17 protein-coding genes are annotated in these 19,700 nt (G+C 49.4%); 13 read left to right on the top strand and 4 right to left on the bottom strand.

Annotation, left to right across the window (positions count from 1 at the left end):
* The first annotated feature begins 5 nt into the window (after positions 1 to 5).
* The 8 genes from infB (at position 6) to E3J62_06195 (ending at position 10,195) form a co-directional block, all read left to right on the top strand.
* The gene (gene infB, locus E3J62_06230) at positions 6 to 2,171 is read left to right on the top strand and encodes a translation initiation factor IF-2 (GenBank protein TET45765.1); all 2,166 of its coding nucleotides are present in this window, start codon (positions 6 to 8) and stop codon (positions 2,169 to 2,171) included.
* Positions 2,168 to 2,449, top strand: coding sequence for a DUF503 domain-containing protein (locus E3J62_06225; protein ID TET45764.1), 282 nt, complete (start codon positions 2,168 to 2,170; stop codon positions 2,447 to 2,449). Before infB ends, E3J62_06225 begins: the two co-directional genes overlap by 4 nt.
* Positions 2,446 to 2,787 carry a 30S ribosome-binding factor RbfA gene (gene rbfA / locus E3J62_06220; GenBank protein ID TET45763.1) on the top strand — a complete coding sequence of 114 codons (342 nt, stop codon included), beginning with the start codon at positions 2,446 to 2,448 and terminating at the stop codon, positions 2,785 to 2,787. Before E3J62_06225 ends, rbfA begins: the two co-directional genes overlap by 4 nt.
* Positions 2,780 to 3,766: a bifunctional oligoribonuclease/PAP phosphatase NrnA gene (locus E3J62_06215; GenBank protein TET45762.1), complete on the top strand. Its 987-nt coding sequence runs from the start codon at positions 2,780 to 2,782 to the stop codon at positions 3,764 to 3,766. The genes rbfA and E3J62_06215 overlap by 8 nt, the downstream gene beginning before the upstream one ends.
* A 231-nt stretch (positions 3,767 to 3,997) precedes the next feature.
* The gene (locus E3J62_06210; protein TET45761.1) at positions 3,998 to 4,735 is read left to right on the top strand and encodes an ATP-binding cassette domain-containing protein; all 738 of its coding nucleotides are present in this window, start codon (positions 3,998 to 4,000) and stop codon (positions 4,733 to 4,735) included.
* Positions 4,732 to 5,925, top strand: a complete 1,194-nt coding sequence (locus E3J62_06205) for an ABC transporter permease (GenBank protein TET45760.1) — start codon at positions 4,732 to 4,734, stop codon at positions 5,923 to 5,925. The genes E3J62_06210 and E3J62_06205 overlap by 4 nt, the downstream gene beginning before the upstream one ends.
* 239 nt (positions 5,926 to 6,164) lie before the next feature.
* Entirely contained in the window at positions 6,165 to 9,353 is a 3,189-nt protein-coding gene (gene secA / locus E3J62_06200; protein ID TET45839.1) for a preprotein translocase subunit SecA, read from the top strand.
* Positions 9,354 to 9,364: 11 nt separating this feature from the next.
* On the top strand, positions 9,365 to 10,195 hold the full coding sequence (locus E3J62_06195) for a T9SS type A sorting domain-containing protein (protein TET45759.1): 831 nt from the start codon (positions 9,365 to 9,367) through the stop codon (positions 10,193 to 10,195).
* Positions 10,196 to 10,502: 307 nt separating this feature from the next.
* Here E3J62_06195 and E3J62_06190 read toward each other — a convergent pair whose 3' ends face one another.
* The 4 genes from E3J62_06190 to E3J62_06175 are packed head-to-tail and all read right to left on the bottom strand — an operon-like array spanning position 10,503 to position 13,462.
* On the bottom strand, positions 10,503 to 11,852 hold the full coding sequence (locus E3J62_06190) for a phosphomannomutase/phosphoglucomutase (protein ID TET45758.1): 1,350 nt from the start codon (positions 11,850 to 11,852) through the stop codon (positions 10,503 to 10,505).
* Positions 11,849 to 12,259: a hypothetical protein gene (locus E3J62_06185; GenBank protein ID TET45757.1), complete on the bottom strand. Its 411-nt coding sequence runs from the start codon at positions 12,257 to 12,259 to the stop codon at positions 11,849 to 11,851. The genes E3J62_06190 and E3J62_06185 overlap by 4 nt, the downstream gene beginning before the upstream one ends.
* A gap of 28 nt (positions 12,260 to 12,287) precedes the next feature.
* A complete protein-coding gene (locus E3J62_06180; protein ID TET45756.1) occupies positions 12,288 to 13,043 on the bottom strand; it encodes a hypothetical protein in 756 nt (251 codons plus the stop codon).
* Positions 13,044 to 13,096: 53 nt separating this feature from the next.
* Positions 13,097 to 13,462, bottom strand: a complete 366-nt coding sequence (locus tag E3J62_06175; protein ID TET45755.1) for a DUF2089 domain-containing protein — start codon at positions 13,460 to 13,462, stop codon at positions 13,097 to 13,099.
* 360 nt (positions 13,463 to 13,822) lie between these two features.
* On the opposite strand from E3J62_06175, the gene E3J62_06170 reads away from it, so the two are divergent.
* The 5 genes from E3J62_06170 to E3J62_06150 all read left to right on the top strand — a co-directional run bounded on the left by E3J62_06170 (position 13,823) and on the right by E3J62_06150 (position 19,574).
* Positions 13,823 to 15,106 carry a nodulation protein NfeD gene (locus tag E3J62_06170; protein TET45754.1) on the top strand — a complete coding sequence of 428 codons (1,284 nt, stop codon included), beginning with the start codon at positions 13,823 to 13,825 and terminating at the stop codon, positions 15,104 to 15,106.
* Between the two features lie 17 nt (positions 15,107 to 15,123).
* Entirely contained in the window at positions 15,124 to 15,879 is a 756-nt protein-coding gene (locus E3J62_06165) for a slipin family protein (GenBank protein TET45753.1), read from the top strand.
* 18 nt (positions 15,880 to 15,897) lie between these two features.
* The gene (locus E3J62_06160; GenBank protein TET45752.1) at positions 15,898 to 16,614 is read left to right on the top strand and encodes a DUF72 domain-containing protein; all 717 of its coding nucleotides are present in this window, start codon (positions 15,898 to 15,900) and stop codon (positions 16,612 to 16,614) included.
* A 20-nt stretch (positions 16,615 to 16,634) separates the two neighbouring features.
* On the top strand, positions 16,635 to 18,353 hold the full coding sequence (locus E3J62_06155) for an ATPase (protein TET45751.1): 1,719 nt from the start codon (positions 16,635 to 16,637) through the stop codon (positions 18,351 to 18,353).
* 147 nt (positions 18,354 to 18,500) lie between these two features.
* A complete protein-coding gene (locus E3J62_06150) occupies positions 18,501 to 19,574 on the top strand; it encodes a radical SAM protein (protein TET45750.1) in 1,074 nt (357 codons plus the stop codon).
* Positions 19,575 to 19,700: the final 126 nt, after the last annotated feature.

The following is a 19,700-nucleotide window of genomic DNA, read 5'->3' as shown; positions in this document are numbered from 1 at the left end:
CGGTATTGGCTAACCAGAGAATATATCAGGCAGCAAGGGATTTTGACCTTTCCAGTGAGGCGCTCCTGAAGGTGATTCGCTCGCTTGGATTCACGGTAAAAAGTCACATGAGCGTAATCACAGAGGAGATGATTGAGGCGGTCAAAAAGAGGTTCGCGGAAGAAAAGGCTGCCGCCAAAGAAACGGATATGAAGCGGGTCAGAGAGCGTGAGCAAATGGCCAAGCCTCGTACCTCGACCGTGAGACTGGAAAGACCCAGAAAGAAAGGTAAGAGAACGCGTCCGAAGAAGCGAAAGATAGATCAGAAGAAGATCCGACAGAAGGTAAGGGAAACTCTCATCCAGATGGAGAAGTCCACTCGGACGAAGAAGAAGAGGTATAAGTCTGAAAGGGTGCCGGATGCGGGAATTGTTGAAGAGAACAAACTGAGAGTGAGTGAGTTCGTATCTGTGTCTGAAGTGGGTTCTCTTCTCGATGTGGAGCCCACAGAGATCATTGCCAAGCTCCTGGAGCTGGGACTGGTCGTCACCATAAACCACAGGCTCGATTTTGAAACAATCAGCATGATCGCTGAAGAGTACGGATATGAGGCTGAGCTTATTCCCGAATACGGTGCACAATTCCTTGATACAGAGGAGGAGAAAGACGAAGATCTCACCGCTTGCGCTCCAGTAGTTACGGTGATGGGTCATGTTGACCACGGCAAGACTTCTCTGTTGGACAAGCTTAGGAAGACCGATGTCACCGCCGGAGAATCCGGGGGAATGACCCAGCATATTGGCGCTTACGAAGTGAAGGTGGGTGAAAATAGGATTGCATTCTTGGATACACCAGGCCATGAGGCATTCACTGCCATGAGGGCCCGTGGGGCACAGCTTACTGACATCTGCGTTCTGGTGGTGGCTGCGGATGATGGGGTGATGCCTCAGACGATTGAAGCTATTGATCATGCCAGGGCCGCAGGCGTGCCAATTGTCATAGCAATAAACAAGATTGATCTGCCAACTGCGAATTCCATGAAGGTGAAGCAGGACCTGGCTCAGCACGGAGTACTCGCAGAAGAATTTGGCGGAAGTACCCTTTGTGTGGAGGTTTCGGCAAAGACTGGAGAAGGACTTGATGAGCTGATCGAGACAATTCTCCTTCAGGCTGAGATGCTTGACCTTCGAGCATGCTGCTCCGGACCTGCGAGGGGAGTCGTTGTCGAGTCGAAACTGGACAGAGGCAAGGGCACCGTAGCCACTTTGCTTGTGCAGAAAGGTTGCCTACATGTTGGCGATGCCTTTGTGGCGGGGCTCTATAGCGGAAAGGTTCGGGCCATGCACGACGAGCACGGCGTGGATTTGGCAGAAGTCGGTCCTTCGACTGCGGTGCAGATTATTGGTTTTACTGGTATCCCGGAAGTGGGCGACACTTTCTTCGTTGTAGAGGATGAGGCCAGAGCGAGAACACTGAGTAGAAAAAGGATGCTTGCGAGAAGAGAGCAGGCCTTCAGAGCGGCGGGGGATGGGGTCAGTCTCAGGAAATTCCAGGAGGATCTGAAATCGGGAAAGAGCAAGGAACTGAAGATAGTCCTGAAGGGGGATGTCTGGGGATCAGTAGGAGCTCTTGCAGACTCCCTACAGGGCCTTTCCACCGACGAGGTGAAGGTCAAGATCATCCACAGCAACGTCGGGTCCATAAAGGAGTCGGACATCCTGCTGGGTGCGGCTTCCAAGGCCATTGTGGTAGGATTTCATGTAAAGCCCGACGCAAGGGCAAAAGAGATGGCTGCAAGAGATAATGTGGAAGTGAGACTCTACGACATCATATTTGAAGCCATAGATGACATAAAGCTGGCCATGACGGGCCTTCTAGAACCTGAATTTGAAGAGGTTGTTGTGGGGAAGGCTGAGGTGAAGCAGATCTTCAAGATCTCCAAGCTGGGCATGATTGCCGGCTGCTCCGTCATTTCAGGAGAGATCAGAAGAGGCATATCTGCCAAACTCATGAGGGAGAGTGAGAGCATTGGTGTCGGTATAGTCGATTCCTTGAAAAGGTTCAAGGATGATGTCAGGGAGGTTCCTGCTGGTATGGAATGTGGTATCGGGATAAGCGGCCAGGAAGATATTCAGGTAGGTGACATCATTGAGTGTTTTGAGATGAAGGAGGTACTCAGAAGTCTCTCATGATTGTAGGAACCTGTCTTGTGGACCTGCGAATCCCCGGGTGTAGGTCGTTAAAAGAGAAAAGGCAGATAGTCAAGGCTCTCAAAGATTCCATCCGGAGAAAATATAACATTTCGATTGCCGAGCTTGACCATCATGATACGTGGCAGAGAACACTGATCGGCATTGCAGCGATTTCATCGAATGCCAGGTTTGCAAACCAGGTCCTTTCCAAGGTAGTCAACGTTATTGAGGCGAACACCAGGGTTGAACTCATAGACTACAAGCTTGAAATGCGATGAGTTTGAGAACTGACAGGGTTGGAGACCTGATAGCCAGGGAGATATCCCTCATCATAGACAGGGAGCTAAAAGATCCCTCCATTGGCTTCGTCACAGTGACCTCAGCTAGAGTCACTGCGGATTTCAGACATGCGGATGTCTATGTATCTGTCTTTGGAGACGAAGCTAAGATGGAGAAGAGCATGGAGGGTTTAAGAAGGGCGAGCCCGTTCATCAGGTCTTTGATAGGGAGAAGAATAAGGATCAGATACACTCCGGAAATAAGATTCAGGTTGGACAACTCACTCATCCGCGGGGAGCAGATAGACAAGCTTCTCAAGGAGATTGAGAATGAGTGATTGCAGTGAAATAATCAAGGTGATACTTACGCACAACAAATTCCTTGTTCTCTCTCATGCTCACCCGGACGGAGACTCCATCGGTTCTCAGCTGGCATTCGCGTCAGTTCTGAGGGAATTGGGTAAGGATGTGTTAGTTGCCAATCAAGATCCCATACCTGACAAGTATCTGTTTCTGAGCGGGGTGGACGGTGTGATGACGACTATTCCGCCCGATTATACTTGTGATGTATTGGCTATACTGGACACGGCCAGTCTGAAGAGACTTGGCTCCCTTGCGGGTCAACTGCCGGTAAAAGACGTGGTAATGATAAACATTGACCACCATGTCTCCAATGACCGGTTTGGACACATTATGCTTGTCCGGCCCGAGCGTTCCTCCACTTCTGAGATTGTTTTCGAGCTGATCAAGGCTATGGATATCCCTCTGACTCCAGAAAGAGCGGAGCAGCTCTACACAGGGATAGTAACCGATACTGGTTCTTTCCGGCATCCCAACACCACCTTTGATTCGTTTATCACGGGTGCGTCACTGGTGAAGAGTGGTGCGGACCCTTCTCGTGTTGCTTCGGCGCTCTATTCCGCAAATTCGGTCTCGAGGATGAGGCTGCTCGGTCTGGTGCTCAGCAGCATCGATGTTGTGCGGGATGTTTGCTGTCTAACTCTCACCAGGGAGATGGTTCAACTTTCTGGAGCATCCATGGATGAGAGTGAGGATTTCGTTGACTTTCCGCTTTCCCTCAAAGGAGTCAGAGTGGGCCTTCTATTTAGAGAGGAGGGCGATGGGCAGATCAGAATATCCTTCAGGTCCAAAGAAGAAATGGATGTGGACGAAATAGCAAGGGTGTTTGGCGGCGGCGGACATGAGTCTGCAGCTGGGTGTGTCATTCGCGGGGAACTCGAGGATGTCAAGAAGGCAGTTGTGCGTGAAGTGTTCAAGAAGCTGGAAGAAGGGAAGGAACAGAGCACACGCTCGTGATGACATCCTGAACGTATGAATTGAAATGAACATGCTCGTTGGCATGTTCGTTTCAGTTTCTTTGATTGTGCCAGGAGATCTGTATGAATGTGGTCTCTCCTGCTAGAACCAGGTTGGAAAGCATCAAGATTTCTTCAGTCTCCAGCCAGGTTGTGAAAGTGGAGATCTCTTCGGTGATGGAAAGATTTCCCAGAGGATTGCATCTGTGTTGAGCAGCCCAATATCTTAGTTATGATAAAGACCCATAGCCTGACAAAGCTGTTCAGGGATAGAAGACGGGGAGTAGTAAGAGCCGTTGATGGGCTTGATATCGAGTGCAAGGCGGGGAGAGTGTTTGGTCTTCTTGGCCCAAATGGGGCGGGGAAAACGACAACCCTGAGAGTTCTAGCTACAATCCTCGCGCCGACGTCTGGTACGGCTACGATTAATGGATGCGACCTTGTACGAGAGCCCGGGAAAGTGAGGTCTCAAATCGGGTTCCTATCAGGAGATACCAAGCTCTATCACAGGCTGACCCCAAAAGAGATACTCTACTATTTCGGTCGACTGAGTGGGATGAGTGAGAAGGCAATAGAATCGAGAACGGCCGAGGTGTTCAGTATGCTGGAAATGGAAAATTACGCCGGGGTCAGGTGCGGGAAGCTTTCTGGCGGAATGAAACAACGTGTTTCTATAGCCAGAACAATAGTACATGATCCCCCTGTCATGATTCTGGATGAGCCGACGGCAGGACTGGACATTATGGCGAGACGTATTGTGGTCAGGTTCATCGAAAACTGCAGACTTGCTGGCAAGTGCACGGTGTTCTCCACACATATTATGTCAGAAGCGGAAAAGCTATGCGATGACATTGCCATCATACACCAGGGTAAGATAAAAGGCTCTGGAACTCTGGAAGACCTTTTGAAACAGACGAGCACCAATGAGCTTGAGGATGCCTTCATTGCCATTGTAGGTGAAGAGCGATGAACCTCAGGAATATCCGAACGGTCTACAAAAAGGAGATGATTGATTCCTTGAGAGACCGCCGAACGATCATCTCTATGATTGTGGTACCCATACTTCTCATTCCTGTCCTCGCCATGGGGTTCGGTGCCATCATGGGTATTCAAATGGCGAAGGTTGAAAGAGCCGTTGCCAGAGCCGTGGTCGTTGGGCAGGAAAACGCTCCTTCTATTATGGCCGTGCTGGAGTCAAATGCTGGGGTAGAAATAGTTGAAGAGCCAGATTACGAATCAGCGATCAAGGAAAAGAGAATAGAAGTGGCGGTGTCAATACCAGAGGATTTTCAGGCAAAGCTGGAACAAGGCTCAAGTGCGAAAGTCTCCATATTCTATGATGCTACGCAGATCAAGTCCGAGTCCGGTGCAAAAAGGATAGAAGATCTGATTGCTCAGTATGGGGATTCAATCGTTGGGGACCGTCTGGCAGAAGAAGGCCTGACAAAAGGTTTCATCGAGCCTGTTGACATCAGCACGATCAGCCTCGCCAGCAAGGAGAAGGTAGGCGCAATGATAGCAGCAATGGTCCTTCCCTATTTGATCTTGATCCTTGCTCTAACGGGGGCAATGTATCCGGCCATAGACCTGACTGCGGGGGAAAAGGAAAGGGGAACACTCGAGACTCTTCTCCTTTCGTCCGCGACAAGGTTTGAGTTGGTCATGGGGAAGTTTCTTGCTGTTTTCTCTGCGTCATTTGTGACAGCGGTTCTGGCGAGTGTCAGCATGCTCGCAACTCTGAAGGGAGGCCTTGGAGCTCTGGCAAGGGTTGGGGAAGAGGTAAGCCTTGCTATCAGTCCTTTTTCCTTGTTGGTAATCTTCTTTATGATGATACCGGTATGCTGTTTCTTCAGCGCTATTCTCATTTCAATCTCGCTGTTCGCGAAGAGCTACAAGGAGGCGACGAGTTATCTTTCGCCGCTCTTGACTCTGCTGATAATTCCTGCGGTTGTATCCATTCTACCCGGCACCGAAATGGGCGCGAAGGTTAACCTGATACCGATTCTTAATACCAGTCTTGCATTCAAGGATGTGCTGATGGGACACATAAACTGGCAGTATCTTGGCGTGGTATTCTTGGTAAATGTGGTTCTGGCCTTTCTTACCCTTCTAAGAGCGGTCACGCTCTTCAATCGAGAATCGGTACTATTTCGGGCTTAAATCTCGAACAAAACTACAAACTGAGAACTACAAATTCCGAAAATCGAACCCTCGAAAAACATTTGGTTCTCAGGTTTCGTTCGCAGTTTCCAGTGTTTTGCTCGAGCATTCCGGGACTTTTTGTGTAGCCAGTTTGTCCCTTCCAGTTGGGGGGGAATTCCTTCGCTTGATTTTGTAATTGCTTTCTTGACATAGCCTTGTTCTTGTGGCATACATTTGGGTGGAGGTGACAGTTGGTGCTGGGCAAATTCGCCAAAAAGATACTTGGAACAAAGAACGAAAGGGAGATAAAGAGGCTCACTCCCATATTCGGGGAGATAAATGCCTTCGAGGAAAGTCTGAAGTCCCTTTCTGATGAGGAGCTCCGGTCCAAGACAGCGGAGTTCAGGTCACTCATCAGGGAGAGGATGATAGATCTGGAAAACGAGTACGCTGAGACTAAGGATAGGATGGCCGCTGAGGAAGACGAGGGGATCCTTGCGGACCTTCGACTCCAAAGAGAGAATCTTGAAAAACGGATCAACGAAGAAGAAGAAAAGATACTGCGGGAGTTAATGCCAGAGGCGTTTGCGGTAGTTAAGGAAGTTTGCAGGAGACTCGTCGGTCAGAAGTGGGATGTGAGCGCCATAGAGATTGAATGGAACATGGTGCCTTTCGATGTTCAGCTAATGGGAGCAGTGGTTCTGCATGAGGGCAAGATAGCAGAGATGGCTACGGGTGAAGGAAAGACACTCGCTGCAACCATGCCCCTTTACCTCAACGCCCTCACCGGAAAGGGCGCGCATCTTGTCACAGTGAATGACTACCTGGCCGGAAGGGATGCGGAGTGGATGGGGAAGGTGTATGAGTTTCTGGGCCTCACGGTAGGCTGTATACAGGGTGGTATGGAGCCTGAAGAAAGGAAAATCGAGTACTCCTGTGACATCACCTACGGAACGAACAATGAGTTTGGCTTCGACTATCTTAGAGACAACATGAGCAGAAATCCGGACCACAGAGTCCAGCATGGCCATCACTATGCTATTGTGGATGAGGTGGATTCTGTGCTTGTGGATGAGGCGCGTACACCACTAATCATCTCAGGCCCTGTTGAGCATTCTACCCACGAACAATTTGATAGATGGAAGAAACCGGTTGACGAACTGGTTCACAAACAGACCCTTCTTGTCAACAAAACCATTGCAGAGGCAGAGGCGCTCCTTAAGAAAGGAGAGGAAGATGAGGCGGGCGTCAAACTGCTCATGGCACAGAGGGGTGCTCCAAGGAACAAAAGGTTGATGAAGGTTTTGCAGGAGCCAGGTGTGCAGAAGCTGGTTGAAAGAGCTGAGATAGAATACATACAGAGCAAGAGGATGTACGAACTGGATGAGAAACTTCTCTACAACATAGATGAGAAGTCCAATGTGGTTGACCTTTCAGAGGACGCGAAGCATTTCTTGTCCCCGACCAAAAGTCCCGATTTTTTCACACTGCCAGACCTCGCCACTGAACTGAAGCAAATTGAAGAGAATGATTCACTCAGTCCGAGGGAGAAGTCTGTTGAAAGCAACCATCTATACCAGAAGAACGCCGAGAAGATGGATTTGAACAATACCATTCGCCAGCTTCTTAGAGCACACTCTCTTTTCTTTGTGGATGAACAGTATGTTGTTCAGGAAGGCAGAGTGCTGATTGTTGATGAGTTCACCGGCAGATTGATGGCCGGCAGGAGATATTCTGAAGGGCTCCATGAGGCTATCGAAGCCAAAGAGAACGTGAGAGTTGGAGAGCAGACACAGACTTTTGCGACGGTTACGCTTCAGAACTACTTCCGGATGTATCAGAAACTTGCTGGAATGACAGGTACTGCTGAGACTGAAGCTCATGAGTTCTGGGATATCTATAAGCTCGATGTTGTTGTGATTCCGACGAACGAACCCGTAAGAAGAGTGAATTATGACGACGTCATATATAAGACCCGCAGGGAAAAGTATAACGCGGTAATCGAAGAGATACAGAAGATGCACCGTGCAGGAAGGCCCATGCTGGTGGGAACCGTTTCTGTGGATGTGTCGGAGACGCTCTCTCGTATGTTGACACGCAAAGGGATAGAACACTCAGTTTTGAATGCCAAGCACCACCAGAAAGAGGCTGAGATTATCGCGCACGCGGGTGAGGCTGGAAGGGTAACCATAGCGACCAATATGGCTGGCAGAGGTACGGATATAAAGCTTGGGCCAGGAGTTGTGAAGTGTGAAAAGTGTTGCATTTTCTGCGAGGACAAGGACTGTGAAAATTGCGCACACGAGTACATGGAACAGCAATGCAGGCAGGAGATACCCTGTGGGCTTCACATTCTCGGGACAGAGCGCCATGAGGCCAGAAGGATCGACAGGCAGCTCCGCGGAAGAAGTGGAAGGCAGGGAGATCCAGGGTCCTCGAGGTTCTATCTTTCTCTACAGGATAGACTGATGAGGCTTTTTGGCTCGGATAGGATTGCTGGAGTGATGGATAAACTTGGAGTGCAAGATGGTGAAGCAATACACCACCCGCTGGTCACACGCGCGATTTCCGGTGCTCAGAAAAAGGTGGAGATGTTCAATTTCGATATAAGAAAGAGGCTTCTTGAATACGATGATGTTATGAATGAACAGAGAAGCGAGATATACAGGTTCAGGAACGAGATCCTGGACAGCAGCAACCTAAAGGGCCGGATTCTCGAAATAATCGAACAACTGGCTGAAAGCATTGTGGATGAACATGCCGATTCCAGAAGATACTCTGAAGAATGGGACTGGGAAGGTTTGAGGGCAGACTCAAGGAGAATGTTTTTGATTGATCTGGAAATACCGGAAGAAAAGCGAGCATCAACCAATGTAGAAGAGCTGAAAGGTAATCTTCTTGAGGCTGTTAAGTTTGCCTATGATAGAAAAGAGAACGTGATAGGTGAAGCACAGATGAGGGAACTTGAAAAGAGCGTCATGCTGCACACGGTTGACACTGAGTGGAGGGACAACCTGTATGAGTTGGACGCTTTGAAGGAGGGTATAGGCTTCCGGGCGTACGCTCAGAAGGACCCGCTCGTGGAGTATAAGAGAGAGTCGTACAGGTTGTTTAAGGAGCTGAAGGATTCGATTTTTGGGGAGATAATCTCGCTCTTGTTCCGGATTGAAGTTAGACCAGTTGAAGCGGAGGAGAAAAAAGAGAAGACAAGGGCATATAAACCCGGGACCGCAAGCGTGGTCCCTGCAGAACAAGAACCAGAACGAGAAGAAGCGATCGCAGTTGCCGCCGGTGTTCGAGGAAGGAGAACGAAAAGACAACAGAGCGAATCAGGAGTTGCTGTCAGACAGTACAGAAGGGAAGGTAAGAAAATAGGAAGAAACGACCCCTGCCCCTGTGGCAGCGGCAAAAAATACAAGAAGTGTTGCGGTAGGGGCCTAGTTTGAAAGGAGGAAGGATGAGGAGGTTCTTCTTTTTCCTTCTAGCTGCAGCGCTGTTAAATGTGTCGACATCCTGTGCCGTTAACCTGCTTCAGAATTCAGGATTTGAGACTTGGTTTGATAGTCTGGGCGTGCAAGTACCTGAGTGGTGGGTAACGAGCGCACTTTTCGATTCTGGCAGTGCATACAAGTCAAGCCATGCGTACAGTGGAAGCTATTCAATAGCACTCGGTAAGACAATTGCCATCCAGGGCTTCGCGACTTCGTTGGTTCCCATTGTGGGCGGTACACATTACGATTTTTCGTTGTGGCTTGATGTCCCTGGACTCATGGGAATTGGCTTATTCCAGGTATTGCAGCTTGACATAAACGACTCGCTTGTCGGTTCTAATACGGTGAATTCCTTTCACACATCGGGGTGGGTGCAGTATGTACTGGGAATAGACGCCCATCCCGATGCAGTGTGGGCTCGTGTCTCGCTTTCCGCACTGGAGGACACCACGTTCTTTGATGATGTAATCTTGGATGGTGAGCCGGGGACAGGAGTGAATGAGGGGAAGCCGGTCCGCGCGGTCAAGGATGCTCCTCTTCTTAAGATCTCGCCCAATCCATTCAGGGGGTCGACTAAGATTGTGGCCGTGGTGGACGACGGTGGCAGTGGTGAACTCAATATCTACGACACATCCGGAAGATTGGTGAGGTGCTATGAGATCTCAGGGACCGGTCCGGTGACAGTTAAATGGGATGGCAGAGACTATGCCTCTCGCCCAGTCCCATCAGGCACATATTTCATCAGGCTCGACTCGGGTTCAAAAACCGTGTGTGAAAAGATTACGGTAATAAGATAGACTGAGTTGTTTTTGCAGATCTTGTAGGGGCGTATTGCGATACGCCCCTGCTCTTTATCCCTCTGGGGTAAAGATTGCAGAATGCAGGGGATTGGGTGCGGTCAATTTCCCAATTTCGAAGGTGTGGGTGGGGTTAGAAGCGAATTTCGGTGGGGCAGAGAAGGGTGGCGCGGAATTTCGATTTTCGATGGTGTGGCGTGGGGTAGATGGGAATTTCGAAGGTGTTGTAGGCGGTTGGGCCGATTTTCGTAATTTCGAAGGTGTTCGTGCGGGGTACGGGCGGAATTTCGTGGGTACTCGGGTGGGGTCAGGGTTCATTGTATTGGTTTACTCTTGTCATGATTTCCTTTTCTATTTCCTGCAGCCTTTTTCTCGTTTTTGCCTCGAACCTGGCAACAACTATGGGTTCAGTATTGGATGCTCTAACCAGGCCCCATCCATCTCCATATTCAATTCTCACCCCGTCAATTTTTCTCGTCCTGTACTTCTGCGAGAAAAAGGATTTAACCTTATCTACAACCTCGAATTTCCTCCTGTCTGTGCTTTCAATCCTAACTTCAGGAGTGGCAAAATACTTGGGAATCTTTTCCAGGAGGACTGACATGGAAGCATCTGCCCTGGACAAGATGGAGACAATTCTTGCTGAAGCGAATATGGCGTCGTCGAATCCATACCAGTTGTGCGCGAAGAACATGTGGCCGGACATCTCGCCTGCCAGCAACGCTTCATCTCTCTTCATCTTCGCTTTTATCAAGGAGTGGCCGGTCTTCCACATCTTCGGCCTTCCTCCAAGCGATCTTATGTACTCCGGCAGAGCCTGAGAGCATTTGACCTCGAAGATGATCTCCGCCCCCGGAACCTTTGAGAGAAGCTCCTCTGCATAGAGCGCCAGCAGTTTGTCGCCCCAGACTAGGTTACCCAGCTCATCCACAACGCCAATTCTGTCTGCATCACCATCTATGCCTATTCCGATGTCTGCGTGTTTTTCGAGGACATTCTGGACAAGCTGCGTCATGTACTTCGGTACTGTAGGGTCTGGTTGGTGGGCAGGGAATCGACCATCGGGTTTACAGTTGATGCATTCTACCCGACAACCCAGCTCTCTCAGAATTGATCTCACTATTGGTCCGCCCGTGCCATTCCCTGGATCAATCACGACCTTCAGTTTCTTTTCCACTCTGTTCTTCTTGACGACTGAGTCTTTGTAGGCCTCTGTCACAGACCTTCTGTTTTCTCTTCCCCGGCCCGTCAGGAACTTCCCGCTCTCCGCTATCTTCCTTATCTTCTGTATCTCTTTTCCGTAGATTGTCTCAGCATCCTTGCACAGTTTGAGTCCGTTGTACTTTTTCAGAAGGTGACTTCCAGTGACCATCACTCCGCCTTGCGCTCGCAGCCTGTATATGGAGAAATAGAAGACAGGTGTGGGTACGACTCCGAGGTCGATCACATTGCATCCAGTGGAGAGAAGGCCCTTCTTTATGGTTTTTGCTATCCTTGGTGAGCTGAGCCTGACGTCTCTTCCAAGTACGAGCCTTTTTCTGCCGGCGCGCTTCAGGTGCGTGCCAAAAGCCCTACCTATGCGTTGAACGACATCGTCTGTCAGGTCAGATGCTGCGACTCCTCTGATGTCGTACTGCCTGAAAATGTGTGGGTTCACTCTATAAAGACCTCTACCTTTTCATCATCTTCTTCGACATCGACAAGCTTGAATGGACCCTGAGCGGCAAGATTGTCTATGATTGCCTCCAGTTTTTTCACATCTGTCAGATTCCCAGGGTCAATCCCCTTTTCCACCATTTGGCGTCTGGCTTCTTCGGGAAGTTTTAGGTCGAATTTGGCGCCTATTTTAGCACCTATCTTGACCAAGGCAAGCGGAATGTTCACCTTGACCTTCACCTTTCCCGAGTTTTTGTCGTAGACTCTGACCTTCAACCACCTGGCCTTGCCTCTCTTAGCCACCTCGTTCAGTTCCCCACCTTCAAGGGCCTGGAGGAGCCTTTCCGCTTCCTCAGCAGAGATCTTCCCCTCCGCGACCATGTTCAAAATCCTCGCTCTTTCTTCCATTTCTTCTCCTCGTCTCTTTGTCTGGCGCTCAGCTGGACGCCTTGACAGTTATGTCGCCTGAGAGATTCACTATTGTGAGACTCCCTTTACCCTTGCCCATCTTCCCTTTTATGTGGTTGTCAGTCTGTTCCTCAATCGCTATCTTTGGTTCAAACTGCAGGTCGCCTGACATGGTGTAGGCATCGACCACAGCATCCGCGTCCTTCGGTATGGTTATGCTGATATCTCCAGATTTCGATTTCATGACAGCGCTTTGCAGGTTTTTCAAGTGCAGTTTGATGTCTCCGTCCAGGGTTTTCACGGTAAGAGACGCGGCGTCAACATCACCTTCTACGTCGCCCCCGACAAGGGATACCGAGAGAGTTTCTACTCGGGGCATTTGCACATCCGCATCCCCACCCAGACATTTTATCAAGAGTTCATCCCTGATATCCTTTGCCGTGACAATCCCCGAGCTGAGGTTTCCTCTTATCGTGCCATCGTCCGACGGGGATATGGTGAGATCACCTCCAACGAGGCTGAGTTTCACAGTAGGTTTCTTCTTCACGCGCAGGGTCTTCTTTCCACCTCTGGTTTCTAGTCGTACGCAGTGTGCTATGATTCCAGGTATTGATTCCATTACGCCGCTGACTCCACCCATAACGTCGCCGATGACATCAGAGTCTACACCGACCGTATGCCGCTCTGGCTTATGCCGGGACACTGCTTCCAGGAGTCTGGCTGCCTCCTCTGCGGTTATCTTTCCGTCTTCCAGCATCTGCAGGATTTTCATCTTTTCATCCATAATCTCCTCCTTGATTTGATACGGCTCTTCCGTGTGGACCAGAGAAACAGGGCTCAGGCCTCTCCGCGTAATCTTTTCACTGCCTCTTCAACCGTGATATCACCTTTCTCCAGAGAGGCTAGGACACTTGAAGAATCTGGTTCTTCGACAGGTTCGACCTCGTACCCGAGCGTGGCTATCACATCCCCGAGCCTGGTTCTGACAGTGGGATAGGAGATTCCAAGCTCCCGCTCCACCTCTTTGATGTTTCCCCTTGAGCGCAGGAAAACCTGAATGAATTCCATCTGTTCTGGTGTGAGGGAAAGTAGCTTTGGGAGCTCGAATTCGCCCTCTATCTTGACCTTACAAGCAGGGCAGTAGAGAGACCTGACTGTCAGTATCTCTTGGCAAACTGGGCATCCGCCTGGCATTCTGGTCATTTTCGCCCCCTTTCGAGCATTCGCTTGATAATATAAAGCCAAAGATTGAATTTGTCAAGTCGTTAATTAAGATTATTAATAAGACATGCAACATAATTAACTAACTGGTAGGGACAGGCACGCACTTTTGGACATTTGGATTTTGGTGATTGGATATTGTCTACCCCGTTAGATAATGACGTGTTGCTTCAATAGAATGGCGTTGTCTGTCCTGGAAATCGCCGTTTATTGGACCACTTGCTTTTCTTACTGGCCATATCTAACGGGGTGAAGAGATTAGAGTTTCGGGTTTAGGATTTGTCTTGGGGCAAGGGTTTTTTGGTCTTGACATCAGCAATAAGCAAACCTATAGTGGTCTAGATGATCGTAAAGTCAGTGCTCATAAGCCTTGTCCTTCTTGTGGTCTTGGCCGTGTCAGCGTGCGCCGAGGGAGAGGTCTACGTTATCCGGATAGAGGGGCTAATTGGTCCAGTCACTTCAAGGTATTTCGTCAAAACGCTGGAGCGTGCCACGTCTGAAGGTGCTCATTGTCTTGTGGTTGAGTTGGATACGCCTGGCGGCCTTGACCTGTCGATGAGAGATATGATCAAGGCCACTCTGAACTCTGAGATCCCCGTCATAGTCTATGTCTATCCCAGCGGAGCAAGAGACGCTTCCGCGGGAGTATTCATCACGCTTGCTGCGCATGTTGCGGCGATGGCACCGGGAACGAATATCGGCGCAGCGCACCCGGTAGAAATTGGCAAAGAGTCGAGTGAAGAGATGAAGGAGAAACTTACCAACGATGCTGCCGCATACATAAAATCGATTGCCGAGACGAGGGGCCGCAATTCCGAATGGGCGGAGAAGGCGGTGAGAGAATCTGTCTCCGAGACCGAAGAGGATGCGCTCAAAAAGAACATAATTGACTTTATTGCAAAGGACCTGGATGAGTTGCTTGAGAAGATAGATGGAAAGAAGGTCTCTGTTGGAGACGCCGAGGTCATTCTCAAGACCAAAGATGCGACGAGGAAACGGATTCCTATGAGCCCGAGAGAAAACATCCTCTCGAGGCTCGCCAATCCCAACATTGCGTTCATACTCCTGATGCTCGGTTTCTATGGTCTGTTCTTTGAACTTTCACATCCGGGGGCAATATTCCCTGGAGTCGTTGGCGGTATCTGCATCATTCTTGCATTCTTTTCCTTTCAAACTTTACCTATTAACTACGCGGGAGTTCTTCTCATCATACTTGGTATGGGGTTGTTCATAATGGAAGCTCTTACCCCCACGTATGGACCTCTTGCGATTGGTGGGGTAGTGTCACTGGTGCTCGGGGCGACAATGCTTGTAGACACAGATCTGCCGTTTTTGCGAGTCTCCTGGTCTGTCATCATACCGGTTGTTATGGTTACAGCGGCGTTCTTCCTGTTCGGCATGGGCATGGTTGCGAGAGCCCACCGCAGGAAGCCGACCACAGGAAGGCGCGGAATGATAGGGCTGAAGGGAGACGCAAGAGCCACTATCGATTCCAGACAAGGTCAGGTTCTAGTTCACGGAGAACTGTGGTCCGCGATTTCTGAACAGAGGATAAAGAAAGGTGAGAGGATTAAAGTGGTTGATGTAGATGGCCTTGTGCTCAAGGTCGAAACATTGCAATCATAAATAAATAGGGAGGAGAAATGGGTATAGGAATACTACTCATCGTTCTGTTTGTCGCAATAATACTGAGCAATGCCATACGAATACTGAGGGAGTATGAGAGGGGAGTGATATTCAGGCTGGGCCGTCTTGTTGCGTCAAGAGGCCCTGGATGGGTCTGGATCATACCATTCTTTGAGAAAATGGTCAGGGTCAGCCTGAGAGTTGTGACAATGGACGTTCCACCTCAGGATATTATAACCAAAGACAACGTTTCAATCAAGGTGAACGCCGTCGTCTATTTCAGGGTGATGGACCCGAACAAAGCCATAGTTGAAGTTGAAGACTTCCTTTATGCGACTTCTCAGATAGCGCAGACTACACTGAGGTCAATTCTGGGAGAGTCTGAGCTTGATGACTTGCTTGCCAAGAGAGAGCAAATCAACAACAAGCTCCAGGCGATTGTTGATGAGGCCACGGACCCGTGGGGAGTCAAGGTCTCGCTTGTGGAAATAAAGCATGTTGATCTACCTACAGAGATGCAGAGGGCTATGGCAAGACAGGCCGAGGCTGAGAGGGAAAGAAGAGCGAAGGTCATAAACGCGCAAGGAGAGTTCCAGGCATCCGAGAAACTGGCAGAAGCCTCCACTATACTTAAGGGCCATCCCATTGCCCTTCAGCTCAGATACTTGCAGACATTAAAGGAGGTGGCCGCAGAGAACAACTCAACCACTCTGTTCCCAGTACCGATCGATCTGTTCAAGCCTTTCCTGGAATTGTTTGACAAGAAGAAGTAGGAATGGGTTGTTGGTTAGATGATGAGAGTTGGCTGTTGCGGTTTTCCGACCAAGAGAGAAGATTACTATAGTAAGTTTGACATAGTAGAAGTACAAACGACATTCTACAATCTTCCCAGGCCGAGCACTGCAATCAGGTGGAATTCGGAAGCTCCGAGAAGTTTTGAATACGCGGTGAAGGCCTGGCAGACTATTACGCATCCCTCTGACAGTCCGACATACAGAAGAACAAAACTGAAGATCCCCAAATCAAAACTGACAAACTATGGTTTCTTCAGACCCACTGATGAGGTGCGCGAAGCCTGGGAGAGAACTAAGGAGATCGTGGACATTCTGAAGGCAGGAATGGTCCTATTCGAGAGTCCGCCCAGCTTTGAAGAGAACATGGACAGTGTGCTCAATGTGAGAATGTTCTTCGAAGGGGTTGAAAGGGGAGAGGTCAAAATGCTCTGGGAACCGAGGGGCAAGTGGAGTAAAGACACGGTAAAAGGGCTGTGTAAAGATCTCGATATTGTCCACTGCGTTGACCCGTTCAAAGATAACCAGGTGTATGGTGAAATAGCATACTACAGACTTCATGGTATAGGCGCATATGGATACAAGTACACAGACGAAGATCTAGCAGGACTTCTCGAATTGTGTCCGAAAGACAAAGAGTGCTACGTGTTATTCAACAACATATCGATGCTGGAAGATGCCTTGCGATTCAGGTTTCTGGTAAGAGATCGAAGATAATCAGTGTTTTCACCAGATATATGGAATCCCTCCAAAGGAAGCTCCGCAGAATAGACGGTCGAGGCTATAAGGCCTACAAAGAGATCAGAGGAGTCTATCAGTTTCAGGGCTACACTCTGTTCGTGGACCACGTTCAAGGCGATCCTTTTGCCGCGCCATCTCGCGTGAGGGTGAGGGTGAAGCAACAGGTTGCCAAATTTTCCCCTGAGCTGTTCAAGAATCGTTCGCGCAGGATTGGAGTTGAAGACTACCTGGTGAGAGCCTTCTCCAATGCCATTGATGCCGTTGCAAGGGGACACAGGGGGTCAGGCAAGAGCGGGATGGTCTCCATTGCTTCCTGTGGACAGGAGATCCTGGAGCGTTCTGCCGTGGTGGTGAATGGCGAGTTCGTCGAGGTCAGGTTCCTGGTTGGGTTGCCTGCGCGCGGGAGGATGGTCCTGGGGAAACAGGCAGAAGAAGTATTCTTTCAAGAAATCCCGCTGATAGTCTCCAGGTCCCTTCTCCACGAAAATACGGACAGAGATCGGTTGAGCAGACAGGTTGACGTTTGTGAGGATGCAGATTTCATAAGAAGTTCTCTGGTCGAGAAAGGGTACGTGTGCTTCATCGCCAATGATTCAATTCTTCCTAGAAAGACCGGAATAGACGACAGACCTATGAATCTTTCAAAGGCCGTTCCCATCCTCTCACCTGAGAGTTTAAGCATGACGTTCGATAGGCCCAACAGTGGAACCATAACGGGCATGGCAATTCCTGAGGGAGTTACATTGATTGTCGGAGGAGGCTACCATGGCAAATCCACGCTGCTGAGAGCAATCGAGAGAGGCGTGTACAATCACATTCTCGAAGATGGGAGAGAATTCGCCATAACTGATGTGAACACGGTGAAGGTGAGGGCAGAAGATGGAAGAAGGGTTGAGAAGGTCGACATCTCAGCTTTCCTGGCTAATCTTCCGACCGGTATCGACACCCGTTCTTTCTCGAGCGATGATGCCAGTGGTTCTACGTCCCAGGCCGCGAGTATCGTTGAGGGGATGGAAGTCGGTGCCAAACTCCTGCTTATGGACGAGGATACTTGCGCTACTAACTTCATGATACGTGACAGGAGAATGCAGGAGTTGATCAGCAAGGACAAGGAGCCGATTACTCCATTTCTCGACAGGGTTAGAGAGCTGTATTCTCAGTTTGGAGTCTCGTCCATCCTTGTGCTTGGAGGAAGTGGTGACTATTTCGATGTTGCAGATACAGTAATATCAATGGACACCTATCAGCCCAGGGACGTCACCTCTGAGGCAAAAGAAATAGCTGCAAGGTATGGAACACAGCGCGCCAGAGAGGTCGGAAATTCTTTCTCCAAGATTACTCAAAGAGCACCACTGCGTCACAGCTTCAATCCCAGAAGGGGGAAGAGAGAAGTAAAGATAGACACAAAGTCTATGAATGAAATCTCTTTCGGGACTACGAGAATTGACCTTCTATGCGTTGAACAGCTTGTAGATGTCGGTCAGGCCAGAGCCATTGGCGATGCTATCCACTACATGTCAAGAAAGTATGCTGACGGTTCTCACTCTATGCTTGAGATCGTGGAGATGGTTTCCAGAGATATTGAGAAGAGTGGCTTGGACGTTCTCTCGCCCTTCAGGGATGAGGTTTACGGTGACTACGCACTGCCGAGAAAATTCGAGATAGCGGCAGCCATAAACAGAATGAGAACGCTGACCGTCAAGCAATTGATGTGAAGCCATCTGCGATGACTCATTGCAAAAATCAAAATGCAAAATGATTCTTTTGGACCCAGGCGAGTAAACAGGGGGAAAGTACATCTCCCTCAAGGAGAGCGTGACCTGGTTTTCTCCCGTACTCTGTACTTTGTACTTTGGTGAAAAATGGGTAGTTGCATAAATTGCGGTAAGTCGTCAGTTGTAATATCGGAACCGCTGTCAGTCTGTGTTTCCTGCATAAGAAGTGATTTCGAGAAGGTGAAGGATCATTTAGAAAATGTCCATGCAGAGACAAGGGAGCAGTACAGCCTGCCTGGAAAGGTCCCCAGAGGGGGAAGAGTCAAGTGCAATTTTTGCGTAAACGAGTGTGAAGTTGAAAGTGGAGGTCTGGGGTTCTGTGGAATAAGAAAAGAATTGGACGGCAAGCTCAAGTTCCGTTCGGGAGGCCCCAAGCTTGCCTATCTTGACTACTACTATGATCCCCTTCCCACCAACTGTGTCGCTGACTGGGTTTGTCCCGGAAGGAACATGAAGGGCAAGTACAACCTGGCCGTCTTCTACAGGGCGTGTTCCTTTGACTGCCTCTTCTGCCAGAATTTCACATTCAGGTCGACCAACTTCGAGACTGCTTCTCCACTTTCGGATAGTGAACTTGCCACACGTGCAACAGAGGATACGGGATGTATATGTTATTTTGGAGGTGACCCAACTCCACAGATAGTGCATTCGCTCAGTGCGGCAAGAGAGGCCCGAAAGAAAGGGGACTTCAGGATTTGCTGGGAGACGAACGGCTCAATGAGCAAAGCCCACCTCAGCAAGATGATAGAAGTTGCTCTGGAGAGCGGAGGGATAATCAAGTTCGACCTCAAAACGTATAACGAACACCTGAATCTGGCGCTTTGCGGAACTACCAACAGGAGAACGCTTGACAACTTCACATATCTTGCATCACGGTTCAACGAGAGAAAGGACCCGCCACTTGCAGTTGCGAGTACGCTCCTTGTGCCTGGATACATCGATGTTCATGAGGTAAAAAAGATAGCTGGATTTATCTCTTCTCTTGACAAAGATATCCCCTATTCTCTTCTTGGATTTCATCCGCATTTCCATATGAGCGACCTTCCCGCCACTTCACGAGAACACGCAGCCAAGGCCAGGGAGGCCGCAGTGGAAGCCGGCCTTGAAAACGTACACCTCGGAAACATCCACCTCCTCTCGCGTGTGAACTACGCATGCTGATTACACTGAGAGGCAAATCCACCAGATCCGAAAATCGAACCAGGATATGGTTCTGAAACAAACTTATCATTTTTGGCTCTTCTCCGAAAAAGTTGATGACAGGGAGGAGTTGGGGAACGTACGGAG

This window comes from candidate division TA06 bacterium (assembly GCA_004376575.1).
Lineage (GTDB): Bacteria > Hydrothermota > DG-26 > E44-bin18 > E44-bin18 > E44-bin18.
This window is presented reverse-complemented; position numbering and strand designations above follow the sequence as displayed.